Here is an 18418-nt window from a genome sequence, read left to right as displayed (position 1 = left end):
CGATTAACCATTCCTGAACAATGCTTAGGGCATGAGTCATAACTAAGAAGTGACAATGCCCCGAGCACACATCGCATTAATTGAAGACGATCCGGTATTTCAGTCTGTCGTCAGACAGTATCTGGTAAATAGCGGTTATGATGTGTGTTGTGCTGATGATGGTAAGCAAGGTATTAAGCTTTGTCAGGAAGAATGCCCGGACATTGTGCTGTGCGATTTAAAACTACCCGACATTGATGGCCTTGAAGTCATTGAGCAACTGCTTAAAGTTTGTACTCAAATTCCAATTATTGTCATCTCCGCGTCTGAAAAGATGTCCGATATCCGTGAGGCGGTTCGCCTTGGTGCCTGGGATTATTTGGTTAAACCTGTGCAAGACCTTAGTGTGATTGAAAACGCTATCGAGAATTGTCTGCAACGTTACCAATTGGAAGAAACTTACCTGCACGATGTGTGGGAGCTGGACGCACATATTGATATTTTGTATCAGGACGACGTTATCATTGGGCGGCTGGTTGAGGAGTTGCTGCCGGACGGGCCATTAAACCTTAATGGCTACCAGTTTAACTGTTCTATTAATGACTCAGGAAAGGCTCCAATCTGGATTGACTATCGGCCTTTAACTGAGGGCAGGGTTTTAGTCATTATGGCTGCTGCGCAAAATGCAACGGAGCAGAACTTACTGCCTTTACTGGTATTGAAAACTCTTATTGATCCGCTTATCCGTCAGCATCTGTCAGGCCATGATAATACCTTGCTAGCGCCCGGGTTGTTATTACAGCACTTGAACCACGAGCTTTGTCATTCACAGGTGAGAACCGCTTTTGATGCTCTGGTAGGCATTGTGGATACGACTAAGCATAGTTGGTTATGGGCTCAGGCTGGAGATAAATTTGAGCCAGAGCCGGGAGCAAAGCCCGACTTAGCGTTAGGTATCTGGCAGCACGCCAATTTTCGTGAGCACCGCATAGAACATTTACATAAGTTGCATTGCGGGTACGAGAACACAGAGCTTATTGTGACTGCTGTGCCTCAAACTGTTTGATGGCTTTATCAAGGTATGGCAGTGACATATTCAGATTAATGGGTTGTGTAAATAGTGGGTAACCAATACCTGCCGCTAGTAAAGCCGGAACTTTCCACCAACCTTCGACCTCTACAATAAAGAAGAAAATAAGACAAATAGGCACCAATTTAGCCATATTACAAATGAGGCGGCGTGGCACCGGCATTTTTTCCTGTGCCATGGATAAAATCATAGCTCGCTGAGTAAAGCTGTAGTTAGACAGTTGCGGAATGTGACGCGAAGAAAAATATAAAGCCATAGTCAGTCTTTCATTTGAATTTTGTTAATTGGGTTGCATTATAACATGGGAAAAGGTTATAAACTTGCGCTTCTGAAGTGAACAGAATTTAAGGACAGCTGTTATGGTCAAAAAAGTCGTTATTCCAGTAGCCGGGCTCGGAACTCGGATGTTACCTGCTACCAAAGCCATTCCCAAAGAGATGTTGCCGTTGGTCGATCGCCCCCTTATTCAATACATTGTTGAGGAATGCGCCGCTGCAGGTTTGACCGATGTGATTCTGGTTACTCATTCCAGTAAAAACTCGATAGAAAATCACTTTGACACGAGTTTTGAGCTGGAGACGACTTTGGAGCAGCGGGTAAAGCGGCAACTGTTGGCTGAGGTGAAGGCCATTTGTCCTGAAAAAACTACAATTATGCATGTTCGTCAGGGTGTTGCAAAAGGCCTGGGGCACGCTGTTCTGTGCGCGCGTCCATTAATCGGAGACGAGCCTTTTGCTGTCGTATTACCTGACGTTCTGGTTGATGACGCCAGTTGTAAGCTGAATCGCGATAACTTAGCTGAAATGGTGAAAAACTTTGAAGCAAGCGGGCATTCGCAAGTCATGGTCGAAAAAGTGCCGCAGCAAGACGTCAATAAGTATGGCATAGCCGATATTAATGGCGCGGAGTTGAGTCCGGGTGAACAGGCTGGTATTACTCAACTGGTTGAAAAGCCGTCAGTTGAAGATGCACCGTCAGATTTAGCCGTAGTTGGTCGCTATGTCTTTTCAGCTGATTTATGGTCGCTGTTGGAGAAAACACCGGTGGGTGCGGGCAATGAAATTCAGTTGACTGATGCCATGGCAATGCTGCTGGAAAAACAACCGGTTAATGCGTATTACATGAAAGGCAAGAGCCACGACTGTGGCAATAAGCTAGGGTACGCTCAGGCGTTTGTTGAACATGCTTTGCGACACCCGGATTTGGGCGCCGACATGAAAGCCTACATTCAGTCTCTGAAATAAAGGCCTTTTAACGGGACTGGTACTTAAGTATCAGTTCCGACAAAGTTTTTGCACAAGGCCCGGTTAGTTCTGCTTTGGGTAATACCATATACAAACTGCCTTTACGCGAACTGCTTCCCTCAACTTCTATTTTAGCGAGTCTGCCTGAATCTAAATCTTCCTGAGCGATGTAGCCCGGCAACCAGCAAAAACCTAATCCGTTACGAATCAGTCTGAGTGCTTCGTCAAAGTGGCTTACCGTCCAGCGTTGCTCGGCTTTTAACCAGCCTTCGTCTTCTACCGGCTGGCTGCCGGTATCCTGAATGACTATTTGCAAATATTGAGACAGCTCGTTCTGGTTAATAGGTTGTTCCAGCTTTGCCAACGGGTGTTCAGGGTGACAAACCAAATCCATACTGTACTGACCTATAGGTTCCCCTATAAAGCCACGTGGAATATGGTGAGAAATAACGACATCGGCAGCTTGTTCCTGAATTTGCTCCATCGTACCGGTAAGTACGGTATCGCTGATAACTAAGCGGCTGCCACGACTAAGTTGTTGGAATTCATCCAGCACGGGAACTAGCAGACTGCGGTCAAATACCATTTCTAACGCGAGTTTAACTTCCGGCTCCCAGCCTTGCTCGAGGTTATCAGCCAGCTGTTCTATTTCCTCAGTCAGGTTAGTTAACTGACGCGAACGGCGAAGCAAAACTTCACCCGCCGCGGTTAGGTGAGCTTTTCGGCCTCTGACTTCCAATAACTGTACACCTACCACTTGCTGCAGTTTGGCAACAGCGTGATTAAGCGACGACTGGCTCTTGTTCAGGGCTTCAGCCGCGTGCGCGTAACCGCCACAGTCAACAACTGCCTGCAGGATACGCCATTGCTCAATGGTCGATTTCGGTCGGTAAACACTCATCTTGATTCCACTCCGGTGGGGCTAAACCCGAGCGGTAATCACTGCTCGAATTGGTGCCTGGTAACCTTCAATAGTCTTATTTGTGTCATTTGGATCAAGGAAGTCGGCTAACGACTCCCCGGTCATCCAATCTGTGCGCCGTTGTTCGTCTATTGAGGTAGTATTATGGTCAACCACAGAGATGTCTTTGAATCCTAACCGTTCTAACCAGACAGACAAGGCACTGGCGCTGGGCAAAAACCAGACGTTACGCATTTGCGCGTAACGCTCGCCCGGCATCATGACGGTGGTTTCATCACCTTCCACAACAATGGTTTCTAAAACCAGTTGACCGCCCGGACGGATTAAAGATTTCAGTTGCTGTAAAAACTCAACAGGTGAACGGCGATGATAAAGCACACCCATACTAAATACGGTGTCGAAGCTTTTAAGTTCCGGCATATGTTCAATACCAACCGGGAAAAAGTGTGCCCGTTGCTGCCACGATAAAGGCATTAACTGGCTAATGGCTCTGAATTGCATGAGAAAGAGTTCGCCCGGGTCAATTCCCCAAACTTGCTCGGCGCCTGCTTCCAGCATCCGCCATAAGTGGTACCCACTACCGCAGCCAACGTCCAGTACCTGACGGCCGCTTAAGTCATCTAAATGTGGTGCTACGCGTTGCCATTTCCAATCAGAGCGCCATTCTGTATCGATAAAAACGCCGAATAAATCAAAGGGGCCTTTACGCCAGGGTTGTAACTGCTGGAGCAGGCCGGTTAAGCGAGCCCTGTCGGCATCAGAGGCTTCATCGGCTTCGCCTACCTGCACGGTATTGGACAATTTAACGTGTTTTGCGGTCAAGTTTGGCAACTGTGTTAGAACCCGCTGCCAGCGTTTTAAGTTCCCGTGAGGGTTATTCTTAAAGGCCGTGAGTTGTGGTGCCAGAGTATCCAGCCACTGGCTGTGCGGACTTTGCACAAGTGCGCGAAGTTCTTTACTGAAATCAACCATAATATCCCTTATTTAACGGCCAGCATGGCGGCGAAGTTAAAGCACTGGAACCAGACCGAGCTGTGTTGAAAACCTGCTTTTTGAAAACGCTGTTGATGAGCCTGCAATGTATCAACTTTCATCACGTTTTCGATTGCTGCTCGTTTTTGGCTAATCTCAAGTTCACTGTAACCATTGGCTCGTTTAAAATTATGGTGCAGTTCAATGAGCAGATCATTCATAGATTCATCCGGATGGCGTACTTTTTCCGCGACTAATAGCGCGCCGCCTTTATTCATACCATTAAAAATATTTTGTATAACCTCGTCTCTTTTATCCTGGCTAATAAATTGCAAAGTAAAGTTTAGTACGACCACTGACGCATTTTTAATTTCGGTTTCGGCTAGATCCTGACAGTGAAGTTCAACCGGAATTTGGCTTTTAAAGCCATCCAGGTGCAGTTGCGCACGCTCTATCATAGGTTGAGAGTTGTCTATTCCAATAATTTTGCAGTTTTCTGTCTGCTCGCACCCTTTACGTATAGCAAGGGTCGCTGCGCCCAATGAACAACCTAGATCGTACAAGTGACTATTAGGCTGAACATAGCGGCTAACAATTTGTGGCAAGGTCTGTAAGATACTGGAGTAGCCCGGAACCGAGCGGTTAATCATGTCAGGAAATACTTCGACAACCTGTTGGTCAAAACAGAAGTCAGAGATGCTGGGCAAAGGCTTTGAAAATATCGTGTCATGTTGCGTCATAGAAGCTACTTTTATTCGATAAAGAATTCAGATTAATAGGCATTTTACCGATAAATGCTACTGACGCACAGGCAATATTCGACTAAAATCCGCGCTATTGCTGTGGAGGGTAAAACATTGAAACGAGCTTTAGGTGTAGTAAGTGCTATTTTTGTCACTTTTACTACAACCGTCTTTAATAGTCATGCAGGCCAATCTGATAACTGGACCCAAGCCTATGAAGAGGTGCGTATAGGTGTGCCCGATCAGATGGAGCCTTTGGTATCAATAAAAGACGGTAAAGCTATAGGGCTCGATGTTGATTTAATTAAAAAGTTTACCCAGGACATTTCGGCCAAAATAGTCTGGAAGGCCTGCGGCCATTGGCGTGACTGCCTTGAGGCGATAAAAAACAAAGAGATTGATGTACTGACCAGCGTTTCTTACTCCGTTGAACGAAATCAGTTTATGGATTTTACCCAAAGTTACTGGTCGACGCCCTGGGCTGTAGCTTCCATGAATACCACTCAACTGAGCAGCGGCAGTCTGCATTTGGAGCAGTTAACCGATAGCAAAATTGGTGTGGTCGAAGGTTACAATATTGTGCCGCAGCTGGCGCAGCTTCGCAGCGTTCAAACCGTTGAAGTGGACGGCATCCGTGAAGGTGTGAATTTGTTGCGTAATAATGCGGTTGATTATTATGTTGATAGCCTGCCGTTGTTGGTTCATGAATTGCAGGAACGGCCGCTGCCAGGAGCGGAGCTTTCTGTTATTGATGATGCACAAGGCGAAGAGCTTTATCTGGCGGTGAGAGATGACTGGCAACCTATAGTCATGGCTTTAAATCATGGCATTGACAGCGTTACTGAAAGTGAACGTAATGAATTAAAGAGTAAATGGTACGGTTTTCAGTTAGAGCAGGGCTGGAGCAATAAAGAGTTACTTGATATTGCCATGAAAGTCGGCTCTGTCGTGTTATTAATTATTGTTGGCTTTGCTATCTGGAACAGTCGATTACGCCGGGAAATTAAATTACGTAAAGCAGCGGAAAGACGTATTCGGCATATTGCAACGCACGATGAATTGACTGGATTGCCGAACCGAAACTTAATGCAGGATCGTCTGGAGCAAACCATCAGTCAGAATGAAAGAACGGGAAAACCCTTTGCTGTACTTTTTCTAGACCTCGATGGATTTAAGAAAATAAATGACGAGTTTGGGCACAGTTATGGCGATGAGCTCTTAATTCAGGCTGCACACCGAATGGGCACTTTATTAAGGCGTTCAGACACGGTATGCCGTCATGGTGGTGATGAATTTGTTATCCTGCTGCCAACAGCGAACAGTGTCGGTTCATCACTGGCGGTGTCTCGTAAATTGGTTGTGCAGTTGGCCAAGCCTTATAAAGTGAAAAAGCAACAGTTGGAAATTAGTGTATCCATTGGCGTTGCTATTTACCCTAAGAACGGTACCAACACTGACGATTTGCTTCGCTCTGCGGACAAAGCTATGTACCGGGCAAAAGCCGCTGGTAAAAATGATGTGCGTCTGGCTGGCGACGACGGATGACATTCGTCGTCAGTCCGCTATAATGTTGCGCTTCGTAAAAACATTCATTGCAACAGCTAGCAGGATAAACGCGCATGCGAACTCATTACTGTGGACAAATAAATGCTGAATTAGCGGGACAAGAAGTCACGTTATGTGGTTGGGTAAATAAACGCCGGGACTTAGGCGGCTTAATTTTCATCGATTTGCGCGACCGTGAAGGGCTGTTGCAGGTTGTTTTTGACCCGGACCAAAAAGCGTTATTTGAGACAGCAAACAGCCTGCGTCAGGAATTCTGCGTGCGCTTAAGCGGTAAAGTTAACCGTCGGCCGGAAAGTCAGGTAAACAAAAACATGGCAACCGGCGAAGTTGAACTGTTGGCCACTGACTTAGAAATATTCAGTCGCTCTGAACCGCTGCCTATTGATTTTAATCAGCAGGTAAGCGAAGAAGCACGACTGCGTTATCGTTATCTTGATTTGCGTCGTCCACAAATGAACGAAAAACTGCAGTTCCGGGCTAAAGTAACCAGCGCAGTACGTCGCTTTTTTGATGACAACGGCTTCTTAGATATAGAAACGCCAATGTTAACGCGAGCAACGCCGGAAGGCGCGCGCGACTATCTGGTGCCAAGCCGTACTCATAAAGGACGCTTTTTCGCGCTGCCACAAAGCCCTCAGTTGTTTAAACAGCTGCTGATGATGTCTGGTTTTGATCGCTACTATCAAATTGTTAAATGCTTCCGCGACGAAGATTTACGCGCTGACCGCCAACCTGAATTCACTCAGATAGATATCGAAACCTCGTTTATGAGCGCTGAGCAGGTGATGGAAATTACCGAGCAAATGGCTCGTGACCTCTTCAAGCAACTACTTGATGTGGACTTAGGTGAATTCCCGAGCATGACCTGGCACGAAGCCATGCGCCGTTTTGGTAGTGACAAACCCGACCTGCGTAACCCATTAGAGCTGGTTGATGTTGCTGATGTTTTAAAAGACGTTGAGTTTAAAGTCTTTTCTGGGCCGGCGAATGACGAAGAAGGCCGTGTTGCTGCTATCCGTTTACCGGGGCAGGCTGAAAACGTTTCACGCAAGATGATTGACGAATACACACAATTTGTCGGCATTTATGGCGCGAAAGGTTTGGCCTGGATTAAAGTAAACGACCGCAGTGCAGGCCGGGAAGGCTTGCAGTCACCTGTTCTTAAGTTCTTGCCGGACGAAGTGATTGAGCCGTTGCTTGAGCGTATGCAGGCAGAAACGGGTGATGTGCTGTTCTTCGGTTCCGATAAGTCGCATGTGGTTGCAGAAGCACTGGGCGCTTTACGTCTGAAGTTAGGTAAAGACTTTGAACTGGTCAGTAACGAATGGAAACCGCTATGGGTTGTAGACTTCCCAATGTTCGAAGTTGCAGACGACGGCAGTCTGGCCGCGTTACACCACCCGTTCACCGCACCGGTCAATGTGACTCCTGAGGAGCTAAAAGCTAACCCGGCAGCCGCTATTTCAAACGCCTACGATATGGTGTTGAATGGTGTTGAGTTAGGTGGTGGTTCGGTTCGTATCCACGAAAACGCAATGCAGCAAGCGGTGTTTGAAGTGTTAGGTATTGAAAAAGACGAAGCGCAGGAAAAATTTGGCTTCCTGTTAGAAGCGTTAAAATACGGTACGCCACCGCATGCGGGCTTGGCTTTTGGTTTAGACCGTCTGGTGATGTTGATGGTTGGCGCAAGCTCCATTCGTGACGTTATTGCCTTCCCGAAAACAACCACCGCGGCTTGTGTTCTGACCGATGCACCTGGCGCAGCGAACCCGGCAGCATTGCAAGAGCTGGGCGTAAAAAGTATTGTGAAGGAAGACGAGTAATCAACAGAGGTGACATATGGCTGGTCATTCCAAATGGTCTAATATTAAGCACCGAAAAGCCGCGCAGGACGCTAAGCGCGGCAAAATTTTTACCAAGTTAATTCGTGAAATAACGGTCTCTGCCCGCGAAGGCGGCGGGGACCCTGAAACCAACCCGCGTTTACGTGCGGCTATCGATAAAGCCTTATCCAATAATATGAAGCGCGACACCATAGATACTGCGGTCAAACGCGGTTCGGGTGATCTTGAAGGCGATAACGTTGATGAGCTGACTTATGAAGGCTATGGTCCCAGCGGTGTGGCTGTCCTGCTGGAATGCATGACCGATAACCGAAATCGGACGGTGTCAGATGTTCGCCACGCGTTCAGTAAGTTAGGCGGTAACTTAGGTACCGACGGCTCTGTTGCCTACTTATTTAATAAGAAGGGCGTTATTAGCTATTCTGACGGTGTGACCGAAGAACAGGTTATGGAACCGGCGCTGGAAGCCGGGGCGGAAGATATCCTCGCTTACGATGAAGGGAGTATCGATGTCATTACATCACCGGAGAATTTCGGCGCAGTTAAAGATGCTCTGGATGCAAAAGGGTTGGAAGCCAGCAACGCTGAAGTGACTCAGGTTCCTGACACCCGCGTTGATTTGGATGAGGAATCCGCACGAACCTTTTTAAAACTGCTGGATGCGCTGGAAGACTTAGACGACGTGCAAAACGTTTATCACAATGCCGATATCTCTGATGAGATCATTGCGCGACTGGACGACTAAGTGGCGATTATTCTGGGTATCGACCCGGGTTCGAGACTGACCGGCTACGGCGTTATAGAGCAGCGAGGGCGGCAACTGAATTACCTTGGTAGTGGTTGTATCAAGGTTATTGGTACCACTAAAGAGCCTTTAACCCTGGCGGAAAAGCTGCGTCGCATTCATGACAGCGTCAGTGAACTCATTACTCAGTTTAAGCCGAACGAATTCGCAATAGAGCAAGTGTTCATGGCAAAGAACCCGGATTCTGCCTTAAAGCTTGGGCAGGCGCGTGGGGCGGCTATTGTGGCTGCTGCTTGTGCAGAGCTTCCGGTAGCGGAATATTCAGCCCGACAAATCAAACAGTCTGTAGTGGGTAATGGTGGTGCAGAAAAGTCTCAGGTTCAGCATATGGTTATGGCCTTACTGAATCTGCAGCGTTGCCCTCAGGAAGATGCCGCAGATGCACTTGCCGTTGCCTTATGTCATGCTCACAGTTCACAAAACCTGATTAAAATGGCAGGCGCCGCGCGTAAAACTGTGCGAGGGCGTTTGCGTTAACGGAGTATAAAAGTGATAGGTCATATTCAGGGCGTACTTACCAGCAAGCAACCACCGGAAGTGGTATTAGATGTACAGGGCATTGGTTATGAAATTCAGTTGCCAATGACCTGCTTCTATCAATTGCCGCCGGTGGGCGAAACCATAAAATTAATCACACATTTTGTGGTGCGCGAAGATGCACAGCTATTGTATGGTTTTATTTCTGCTTCAGAACGTTCGCTGTTCCGGTTACTACTGAAAACTCAGGGAGTTGGCCCGAAACTGGCTTTGGCCATTTTATCCGGCATGTCAGCAGATGAGTTTGTCATGGCTGTGAACCAAAACGATGTTACTCGTTTGGTGAAATTGCCAGGTGTAGGCAAAAAGACCGCCGAACGTCTGGTTATTGAAATGCGTGACCGACTCAAAGACTGGCAGCCGTCTACGCCATTTACCGACCGTGCACCGCTGGATAGCCAGGGTATGGATGCAAGAGAACATCCGGCCGATGCAAGAACCGATGCTATTAGCGCCTTGCAGTCACTTGGCTATAAAGAAAATCAAGCTGAAAAAGCCCTGCAAAAAGTGTACTCTGCAGAACATAACAGTGAGACCTTGATTCGACTGGCGCTAAAGCAGCTGTCGTAAGGAAGCCCCATGATAGAAGCCGATCAAATACCAACTCAGCGGCTCATTGAACCCGAGGTACAGGGTGAAGATGAGGCTGTTGATCGTGCCATACGGCCTAAAACTCTGGCGGATTATACGGGGCAGAAGCATGTCGTTGAACAGATGGGAATTTTCATTGAGGCCGCGCGCAAGCGTCAGGAAGCCCTGGATCATCTCTTAATTTTTGGTCCTCCGGGGTTGGGTAAAACGACGCTGGCGAACATTGTGGCGAATGAGCTGGATGTGAGTATTAAAACAACTTCGGGTCCGGTTCTGGAAAAAGCCGGTGACTTAGCGGCGTTGTTGACCAACCTCGAAGCACACGACGTCTTATTTATTGATGAAATTCACCGTTTGAGCCCGGTTGTCGAAGAAATTCTGTATCCGGCTATGGAAGATTACCAGCTCGACATTATGATAGGCGAAGGTCCTGCAGCCCGTTCGATTAAATTAGATTTACCACCCTTTACCCTCATTGGTGCTACCACTCGTGCTGGCGCGCTGACGTCACCGCTACGCGACCGCTTTGGTATTGTGCAGCGCCTTGAGTTTTATGATGTTAATGAATTAACCGATATTGTTGGGCGTTCGGCTCACTTCATGAATGTCCGTATGCTCGACGGTGGTGCCCGTGAAATAGCGCGCCGCTCAAGAGGTACGCCGCGTATAGCCAACCGCTTATTGCGTCGGGTACGCGATTATGCCGAAGTCAGAGGTAATGGCGACGTTGATGAAGTGACAGCCAATGCCGCTTTGACCATGGTGGACGTTGATCAGGCTGGCTTTGATTATATGGACCGGAAGCTGTTATTAGCCATTATGGAAAAGTTTATGGGTGGGCCTGTGGGGTTAGATAACCTTGCGGCAGCGATAGGCGAAGAAAAAGATACCATTGAGGATGTTCTGGAACCTTATTTGATTCAGCAGGGCTTTTTGCAACGCACGCCGCGTGGACGTATAGCGACTCCCAGAGCTTATCAGCACTTTGGGTTAAAGCCGGAAAAATAGGTAAAAAAAAGCCCGCACAATGTGCGGGCAAACAGAACAACAAGAAGGAAGTTAAATCCAGGGAACTATTACTGAATAAACAATCTCAGAAAAAGTGACAACCAATCTCTTCGTCTTTGATATGCTGAGTATTATAAAGTTAATCTGATTCTGATCAAACAAGAAAAATTAGATGTTCGCATTACAATAACTAATCCGGAAGTTGTATTATTTGTTCAAAAAAAGCGCAACATATTTGTAACAAAAAAGAAAATATCTTAAAAATCATGGTGTTGATATTTTGTTCTTTTCATTCTGTTATAAAAAAAAGTCTGCTGACAAAGTAACCAGTTATGGTTTTAGGGGCTTCTTTACAAAATATTACACAAAGGTAACTTTTCGGAACTTTACTTGAGGTGGTAATGTCTCATTATGAATTTGAATGGCCTATCCGGGTTTACTACGAAGACACGGATGCAGGTGGTATCGTTTATTATGCTAATTATCTCAAGTTCATTGAAAGAGCTCGAACAGAGTGGTTACGATCATTAGGGATTGAACAGGATACCTGGTTAGCTCACAATATAGCCTTTGTGGTTCGCAAGGTAGAACTGGATTTACGGCAGGCGGCTAAGTTTAATGCTGAATTAATGGTCACTGTTAAAGTAACAAAGATTAAGAAAGCCTCTTTGGTTTTCGAACAACAAGTTTTGGCGAAGGATGGCAGCGTGCATTGTCAGGCAACTGTTTTAGCAGCCTGTGTTGATAATCAGGCGATGAAAGCTGTTGCTATTCCGGAACCGATAATATCGCGTATTCAGTCAGGGGTTTAAAGCGTGGAAGCAGAACTATCGTTTATTGATTTATTCATGCAAGCCAGTTTATTAGTCAAGCTGGTGATGGTTATGTTACTGGCGATGTCGGTATGGGGCTGGGTGTTAATTTTTCAGCGCAAGAAAGTGTTGAAGCAGGCTCGAAATGACGCGCTAAAGTTTGAAGATAGATTCTGGTCAGGCGTCGATCTTGCACGCCTTTATCAGGAAATCTCGGCTCGTGCTAAAAATGCACGAGGAATGGAGTTACTGTTTCACGCGGGCTTTAAAGAGTACGCTCGGCTGCGCAACCACTCAACAACAAATACGCAGACAATGCTTGAAGGTGCGTTTCGTGCCATGCGCGTAGCTCACGCCCGAGAAACCGAAAAGCTGGATAATAACTTAGGTATTCTGGCAACTATTGGTTCTATAAGCCCCTATATTGGTTTGTTTGGAACGGTATGGGGAATTATGAACGCCTTTATCGCTTTAGGTGCCGTGCAACAGGCTACGCTGGCCATGGTTGCACCGGGTATCGCCGAAGCTTTGATTGCAACTGCGATGGGTCTTTTTGCCGCGATACCGGCCGTTATTGCTTACAACCGATTTACCACTAGTGTGGAAAAAGTTGATAATCAGTACATGAACTTTATTGATGAATTCATCTCAATTTTACAGCGGCAGTCTTCGGCTCAGGCAGGCAAAAGTAAAGTAGAGGGCGAAACGGTATGATGGTAATGCCGCGCAAGCGTCGTAAGCCGGTTGCGGAAATTAACGTAGTACCTTACATCGACGTGATGCTGGTTCTGCTGATCATCTTTATGGTAACAGCCCCTTTGATTACTCAGGGCGTTAAAGTTGATTTACCGAAAGCAACCGCCGAACCTCTCTCTGAAGAGAGTAAACCGCCTTTAGTGGCGTCGGTTGATGCTGAAGGTCGCTATTATTTAAATCAGGGTGACTCCCAGGATACGCCGATGCAGGCAGATGAACTTGCAACTTTGGTTGCCGCTCATTTGCAGGTTGAACCTGATACTCCGGTTATGGTCAATGGTGATGGTGCCGTATCTTATAATCAAATTGTGCAACTGATGGTGTTACTGCAAAGAGCGGGTGTGCCGTCAGTCGGTTTAATGACAGATTCGTCGGATAATTAGTTGTGGCAAAATCAGATAGCTTAACCTTACCGCTGATATATTCGATTGTTATACACGCTACAATCGCGGGTGTGTTGTTATTTAGCTTTGAGTTTACTCCCTCGACGCCGGAGGCGATGGAAGTCAATTTAGATCAAAGCGAGCTGGATATGTCAGAAGAGATTGTTAGCGCAGTCACAGTTGATAAATCCAAAGTTCAACAACAGGCAGATAAAATTCGCCAGCAAAAAGCGGAGCAAGAGGCGGCTGAACAACGCCGTATTGAGAGACTTGAGCGGCGTGCTGAGGAAGCGCGTAAAGCACGCGAAAGAGAAGAACAACGTAAAAAAGAAATAGAGCGTCAACAGGAACTAGAGAAACAAGAAGCTGCGGAAGCACGGAAACAGGCAGAGCGAGAAAGGAAAGAAGCTGAACGCCTGGCGCAGGAGCGTGCCAAAGCTGAGGCTGCGGCGAAAGAAGCCGAGCGGCGTAAACGCGAAGCAGAAGAAGCTGAACGTCGGGCTGAAGAAGAACGTCGTAAGCGTCTCGAGGAGCAGCGTAAACGTGAACAAGAACAGCGTGAAGCGGCTGAACGTGAGGCTCAGTTGCAAAAAGAAATGGAAGAAGAGCGGGCGCGTCGACAAGCTGCTCGTCGTCAGCAAGTACTGAGTGAAGTTGAAAAGTATCAGGCGCTCATTCAGCAGACTATTCAGCGAAACTGGAATGTTGATGACTCAATGCAGGGTAAGTCATGTGAGTTAACCATAAGAGTAGCTCCTAGCGGATTCGTTAAGTCAGTTGATACGGGCAGTGGCGATGCGAACGTTTGTCGTTCTGCACAAAATGCCGTATTAAAAGCTACAACGCTGCCGGTTTCTGAAGATCCGGAAATTTATGAACAAATGAGTACAATTAAATTGACTGTAAAACCGCAGTTGTAACAAGGTGACCGATGAAAAATATATTAATTAGAAGCATTTTACTCTTTGTTGCGCTAACCGCTTTTGTGCGTGCAGGGGTACTGGAAATCGTCATCACGGAAGGTATTGATACGGCGCGGCCGATTGCGGTTGTGCCTTTTCAGTGGAAAGGTGAAGGAAAGGCACCAAACGAGCTTACCGATGTTATTGCTGCGGACCTTATGCGTAGTGGTAAATTTAATCCGATTCCTGTAAGTGCAATGCCACAACGCCCGGCTGCCGATGACGAGATAGATTACTCAGCTTGGGCTAAGATGGGCGTAGAAGCTATTTTAGTCGGTTCAATAGAACCGTATTCAGTTGACCGTTACATGGTTAAGTTTGAAGTTATTGATGTACTCCGGGGACAAATTACCGGCGGTAATTCGCAGATGTTACGCAATGGCGAGTTGGTGCAGAGTAACGATCATGTTCTTGATTCTCGCTCCAGCGTTATTGATGGTGATCAATTTCGCTCTTATGCACATCGAATTTCAGATGTTGCTTACGAAGCGTTAACGGGCGAACGTGGTGCTTTCATGACAAAAATCGCTTATGTCACGGTAAACCACGATGATCGCTATCCATACAAACTGGCGGTTGCAGATTATGACGGTGCGAACGAGAAAATACTGCTACGTTCACCCGAGCCGTTGATGTCTCCGGCCTGGTCTCCTGACGGTAATAAACTGGCTTACGTTAGTTTCGAGAATAAAACAGCAGAAATATTCATGCAGGATATTTATACCACCCGCCGCGAGAAGCTGACGTCGTTCCCCGGGATAAACGGTAACCCTGTTTTCTCGCCAGATGGCAAAAAGTTAGCTATGGTTTTATCTAAGGATGGAAATCCTGAGCTTTATGTGTTTGATATTAAAACTAAGGACTTGCAACGTGTTACTCGTAATCGTACGATTGATACAGAGCCTAACTGGACGCCAGATGGTGAATCTTTAGTGTTTACCTCAGAAAGAGGTGGCAGACCGCAACTATATAGCGTAAATTTATCATCAGGTCAGGTTCGTCGGTTAACCTTTGATGGTGAGCAGAATTTAGGTGGTACCTTAGTGCCGTCCGGCGAAGATATGATTTTAGTGAACCGGACACGTGGTAACTATCATATCGCTAAGCAAGAGTTTCCGCGTGGAAACATGCAAGTTTTAACGAAAACGTCTTTAGATGAGTCACCAAGTGTGGCACCAAATGGCAGTATGGTTATTTACAGTACAACGCATAATAATAAACAAGTACTGGCTTTGGTTTCTATCGATGGGCGTTTTAAAGCACGATTACCGGCTACCGATGGTGAAATTAAGTCACCGGCTTGGTCGCCATTTATGTAAAACAAAAGCCTGAATGGTTGAATTGTTCGATAAAAACGATAAGGACGAAAAGGATGCAGCTTAATAAACTTTTAAAAGCTCTGGCAATCGTTGTACCAATGGCAACTCTGGCCGCTTGTAGCTCAAACCAGGAAACTGATTCAGGTATGGGCGCAGGTCAGGAAATCAATCAACAAGCTGAGCAAGACTCTGGTGTTGAAGTTGGTGCAGCAGACCGCGCACAAAGAATGGAAGAAGAACGTCAGCAAAAAATGGAAGCGTTACGTAAAGAACACATCGTTTACTTCGCTTTTGACAAATCTAACGTTCAGTCAGAGTACACCGACCTGTTGTCGGCGCACGCTGATTACCTAGTCAAAAACCCGTCTGTGAAAGTGGTTATTGAAGGTCATACCGACGAGCGCGGCACGCCTGAGTATAACATCGCGTTAGGTGAGAGACGTGCTAAAGCAGTTGAGAGCTACTTGCACAACTTGGGTGTTCAGGATTCTCAAACCTCGACTGTTTCATATGGCGAAGAAAAACCAATGGTAAATGGTTCAAACGAACGCGCATACGCGAAAAACCGTCGCGCTGTTTTAGTTTACTAATTTAAAAGTAACGGATAGTAATGAGAAAAACGCTGTTAGCTGTATGTTTGTGTGTGCCTGGGGCTGTTATGGCCCAGGCACCTGTTTCTGGACTGTCGTCTTCAGGCGGTGTTGAGCAACGACTGGAACAAATCGAGCGCATGCTCGAAGCCCGTTCCAGTGCTCAGCTTGAAATGCTTAATCAGTTAGGTTCTTTGCAGCAAGATGTTGCTGAATTAAGGGGCATAACGGAAGAGCACGAGTACCGTCTGGAGCAATTGTTGCAACGCCAGCGCGAGCTGTATCAGGAAATTGATCGTCGCTTCAGTAATTTGAAGTCGAGCAATAACCAGAGTGAAACTGCCGGCAACGATTACAATAGCCTTGAGCAGGTACCGACACAAACAGACAATAGCAGCTATTCTCCAAACCTTAGCGAGAATGATGCTTATGACAAGGCGATAGCTTTAGTCCTTGAGGATAAGCGTTATGATGAAGCTATACCCGCATTTGAGTCTTTTCTGAAGAACTTTCCAAACTCGACTTACTCTCCTAATGCTCACTACTGGTTAGGTCAGCTGTTTTTTGCCAAACGTCAATACGATCAGGCAAAGCAACAGTTTGAAACTGTCGTTAATGATTACCCAGACAGTAATAAACGTGGTGATTGTTTATTAAAGCTTGGTGCTATCGCCAGTGAGCAAGATAAATCGGCAGATGCAAAAGCTTATTACCAGCAAGTGATTGAAGAATACCCGGAAAGTACCGAAGCTAATTTGGCAAAACAACGCTTAAATCAGTAACAACTGGGCAACATGTGTTCGTGAATTAAGCAGTCGCACAGTTTTTTTCAATTTTCAGTTGCATACGCGCACTATTTCAGTAAACTATGCCGCCGTTGCCAAGCAGAAACGGGCAATATTATTGGCGTTGGGTTGTTAGCTCAGTTGGTAGAGCAGTTGACTTTTAATCAATTGGTCGCAGGTTCGAATCCTGCACAACCCACCACGTCGCCGATAAAAATATTTACCAGAATATGGGTTGTTAGCTCAGTTGGTAGAGCAGTTGACTTTTAATCAATTGGTCGCAGGTTCGAATCCTGCACAACCCACCACTTCACTGAATACCCCATTAAGAAAACCACTCAAACCATACTGATGAATTAAGAGTGATACTGACTTAGCTATAAGCATCCCTTGAATTCCGCTATAATAGTCCTCACTTATTAAGAACACTTGGAAAACAAGCCGTAGTATCATGACCGGAGATTCAAACTCTGGATAGCCTTGATTATACTTTTCCGCCAAAGCCTAAACCGTTAAGTGCGGAAGAGAAGTCCGAAACCATTAATCGTATTAAGCAGCTTCTGATTGATGAAGACGCTGTATTGGTGGCTCACTACTACACAGACCCCGATATTCAGGCGTTAGCCGAGGCAACTGGTGGCTGCGTGGCCGATTCTTTAGAAATGGCTCGATTTGGTCGCGACCATCCGGCAAAGAAGCTGATTGTAGCTGGTGTTCGTTTTATGGGCGAGACGGCTAAAATTCTTACGCCTCATAAGGAAGTGTTGATGCCAACATTGAAAGCCGAATGTTCCCTTGATCTTGGCTGTCCACCAGAAAAATTTGCTGAATTTTGTGATCAACATCCTGACCGGACAGTTGTCGTTTATGCGAATACTTCAGCAGCGGTAAAAGCTCGTGCAGACTGGGTAGTGACATCCAGTATGGCGCTTGAGCTTGTTGACCATTTGGATGCAAAAGGAGAAAAAATTCTTTGGGCACCAGATAAGCATTTAGGCGGTTATATTGCACGGGAAACCGGAGCTGATATGTTGTTGTGGCAGGGCGCCTGCGTCGTGCATGATGAGTTTAAAGCGAAAGCCCTGCAGGATATGAAAAAGCTTCACCCCGAGGCGGCTATTCTCGTGCACCCGGAGTCTCCGGAGAATATTGTCGCGATGGCGGATGCGGTCGGTTCTACCTCGCAGCTTATTAAGGCGAGTCAGGAATTGCCAAATGAAACCTTCATAGTGGCTACCGACAAAGGCATTTTTTATAAAATGCAGCAGCTGCAACCGAATAAGACCTTTATTGAAGCCCCCACTGCGGGTAACGGCGCAACGTGTCGCAGTTGTGCGCATTGCCCCTGGATGGCAATGAACGGCTTAAAAGCGATAGAAGAAGCGTTAACGGACGGTGGAGAAACACATGAGATTCATGTCGATGAAGCTCTGGGCAAAAAAGCCATGGTGCCGCTAGACCGAATGCTGGAATTTGCAGCGACTTTAAAGTGATTTAAAAGGCTCCTTCG

Annotated in this window: 20 protein-coding genes and 2 tRNA genes; 18 read left to right on the top strand and 4 right to left on the bottom strand. The window is 46.5% G+C overall.

Features of this window, described 5'->3' with window-relative positions; genetic code table 11:
- Positions 1–55: 55 nt before the first annotated feature.
- Entirely contained in the window at positions 56–1045 is a 990-nt protein-coding gene (locus IL_RS05620) for a response regulator (protein ID WP_011234347.1), read from the top strand.
- On the opposite strand, the gene IL_RS05615 is transcribed toward IL_RS05620, so the two are convergent.
- Entirely contained in the window at positions 1014–1325 is a 312-nt protein-coding gene (locus IL_RS05615) for a DUF6170 family protein (protein ID WP_011234346.1), read from the bottom strand. The genes IL_RS05620 and IL_RS05615 overlap by 32 nt on opposite strands.
- A 103-nt stretch (positions 1326–1428) precedes the next feature.
- Between IL_RS05615 and galU the strand changes: the two genes are divergently transcribed.
- Positions 1429–2313 carry a UTP--glucose-1-phosphate uridylyltransferase GalU gene (galU, locus tag IL_RS05610; protein WP_011234345.1) on the top strand — a complete coding sequence of 295 codons (885 nt, stop codon included), beginning with the start codon at positions 1429–1431 and terminating at the stop codon, positions 2311–2313.
- 7 nt (positions 2314–2320) lie between these two features.
- On the opposite strand, the gene IL_RS05605 is transcribed toward galU, so the two are convergent.
- From IL_RS05605 to cmoA, 3 genes are read right to left on the bottom strand one after another with little or no spacing between them, the layout of a single operon-like run.
- On the bottom strand, positions 2321–3214 hold the full coding sequence (locus tag IL_RS05605) for a LysR family transcriptional regulator (protein WP_011234344.1): 894 nt from the start codon (positions 3212–3214) through the stop codon (positions 2321–2323).
- A gap of 21 nt (positions 3215–3235) precedes the next feature.
- A complete protein-coding gene (gene cmoB, locus IL_RS05600; protein WP_011234343.1) occupies positions 3236–4207 on the bottom strand; it encodes a tRNA 5-methoxyuridine(34)/uridine 5-oxyacetic acid(34) synthase CmoB in 972 nt (323 codons plus the stop codon).
- A gap of 8 nt (positions 4208–4215) precedes the next feature.
- Positions 4216–4947: a carboxy-S-adenosyl-L-methionine synthase CmoA gene (gene cmoA, locus IL_RS05595; protein WP_011234342.1), complete on the bottom strand. Its 732-nt coding sequence runs from the start codon at positions 4945–4947 to the stop codon at positions 4216–4218.
- Between the two features lie 54 nt (positions 4948–5001).
- Between cmoA and IL_RS05590 the strand changes: the two genes are divergently transcribed.
- The 16 genes from IL_RS05590 to nadA all read left to right on the top strand — a co-directional run bounded on the left by IL_RS05590 (position 5002) and on the right by nadA (position 18401).
- On the top strand, positions 5002–6495 hold the full coding sequence (locus IL_RS05590; RefSeq protein WP_016341316.1) for a diguanylate cyclase domain-containing protein: 1494 nt from the start codon (positions 5002–5004) through the stop codon (positions 6493–6495).
- A gap of 74 nt (positions 6496–6569) precedes the next feature.
- Positions 6570–8339, top strand: coding sequence for an aspartate--tRNA ligase (aspS, locus tag IL_RS05585; RefSeq protein WP_011234340.1), 1770 nt, complete (start codon positions 6570–6572; stop codon positions 8337–8339).
- Positions 8340–8355: 16 nt separating this feature from the next.
- The gene (locus IL_RS05580) at positions 8356–9105 is read left to right on the top strand and encodes a YebC/PmpR family DNA-binding transcriptional regulator (protein ID WP_011234339.1); all 750 of its coding nucleotides are present in this window, start codon (positions 8356–8358) and stop codon (positions 9103–9105) included.
- Complete coding sequence (gene ruvC / locus IL_RS05575; protein WP_011234338.1) at positions 9106–9642, top strand: crossover junction endodeoxyribonuclease RuvC; 537 nt, start codon at positions 9106–9108, stop codon at positions 9640–9642.
- Between the two features lie 12 nt (positions 9643–9654).
- The gene (gene ruvA, locus IL_RS05570; protein WP_011234337.1) at positions 9655–10272 is read left to right on the top strand and encodes a Holliday junction branch migration protein RuvA; all 618 of its coding nucleotides are present in this window, start codon (positions 9655–9657) and stop codon (positions 10270–10272) included.
- A gap of 9 nt (positions 10273–10281) precedes the next feature.
- The gene (gene ruvB, locus IL_RS05565) at positions 10282–11301 is read left to right on the top strand and encodes a Holliday junction branch migration DNA helicase RuvB (RefSeq protein ID WP_011234336.1); all 1020 of its coding nucleotides are present in this window, start codon (positions 10282–10284) and stop codon (positions 11299–11301) included.
- Between the two features lie 401 nt (positions 11302–11702).
- Positions 11703–12113: a tol-pal system-associated acyl-CoA thioesterase gene (gene ybgC / locus IL_RS05560; protein ID WP_011234335.1), complete on the top strand. Its 411-nt coding sequence runs from the start codon at positions 11703–11705 to the stop codon at positions 12111–12113.
- Positions 12114–12116: 3 nt separating this feature from the next.
- Positions 12117–12827, top strand: coding sequence for a protein TolQ (gene tolQ / locus IL_RS05555; protein WP_011234334.1), 711 nt, complete (start codon positions 12117–12119; stop codon positions 12825–12827).
- Entirely contained in the window at positions 12824–13252 is a 429-nt protein-coding gene (tolR, locus tag IL_RS05550; protein WP_011234333.1) for a protein TolR, read from the top strand. The genes tolQ and tolR overlap by 4 nt, the downstream gene beginning before the upstream one ends.
- 2 nt (positions 13253–13254) lie before the next feature.
- Entirely contained in the window at positions 13255–14172 is a 918-nt protein-coding gene (gene tolA, locus IL_RS05545) for a cell envelope integrity protein TolA (protein ID WP_227016311.1), read from the top strand.
- Positions 14173–14183: 11 nt separating this feature from the next.
- Positions 14184–15533: a Tol-Pal system beta propeller repeat protein TolB gene (tolB, locus tag IL_RS05540; RefSeq protein ID WP_011234331.1), complete on the top strand. Its 1350-nt coding sequence runs from the start codon at positions 14184–14186 to the stop codon at positions 15531–15533.
- Positions 15534–15586: 53 nt separating this feature from the next.
- A complete protein-coding gene (gene pal, locus IL_RS05535; protein WP_011234330.1) occupies positions 15587–16123 on the top strand; it encodes a peptidoglycan-associated lipoprotein Pal in 537 nt (178 codons plus the stop codon).
- Positions 16124–16191: 68 nt separating this feature from the next.
- Entirely contained in the window at positions 16192–16905 is a 714-nt protein-coding gene (gene ybgF, locus IL_RS05530; RefSeq protein WP_227016310.1) for a tol-pal system protein YbgF, read from the top strand.
- Positions 16906–17034: 129 nt separating this feature from the next.
- Positions 17035–17110 (top strand) — tRNA-Lys (locus IL_RS05525).
- Between the two features lie 30 nt (positions 17111–17140).
- A tRNA-Lys gene (locus IL_RS05520) sits at positions 17141–17216 on the top strand.
- Between the two features lie 162 nt (positions 17217–17378).
- Positions 17379–18401, top strand: coding sequence for a quinolinate synthase NadA (gene nadA / locus IL_RS05515; protein WP_011234328.1), 1023 nt, complete (start codon positions 17379–17381; stop codon positions 18399–18401).
- The last annotated feature ends 17 nt before the right edge of the window (positions 18402–18418 follow it).

The sequence above is a fragment of the Idiomarina loihiensis L2TR genome, assembly GCF_000008465.1.
Taxonomy (GTDB): Bacteria; Pseudomonadota; Gammaproteobacteria; order Enterobacterales; family Alteromonadaceae; genus Idiomarina; species Idiomarina loihiensis.
This window is presented reverse-complemented; position numbering and strand designations above follow the sequence as displayed.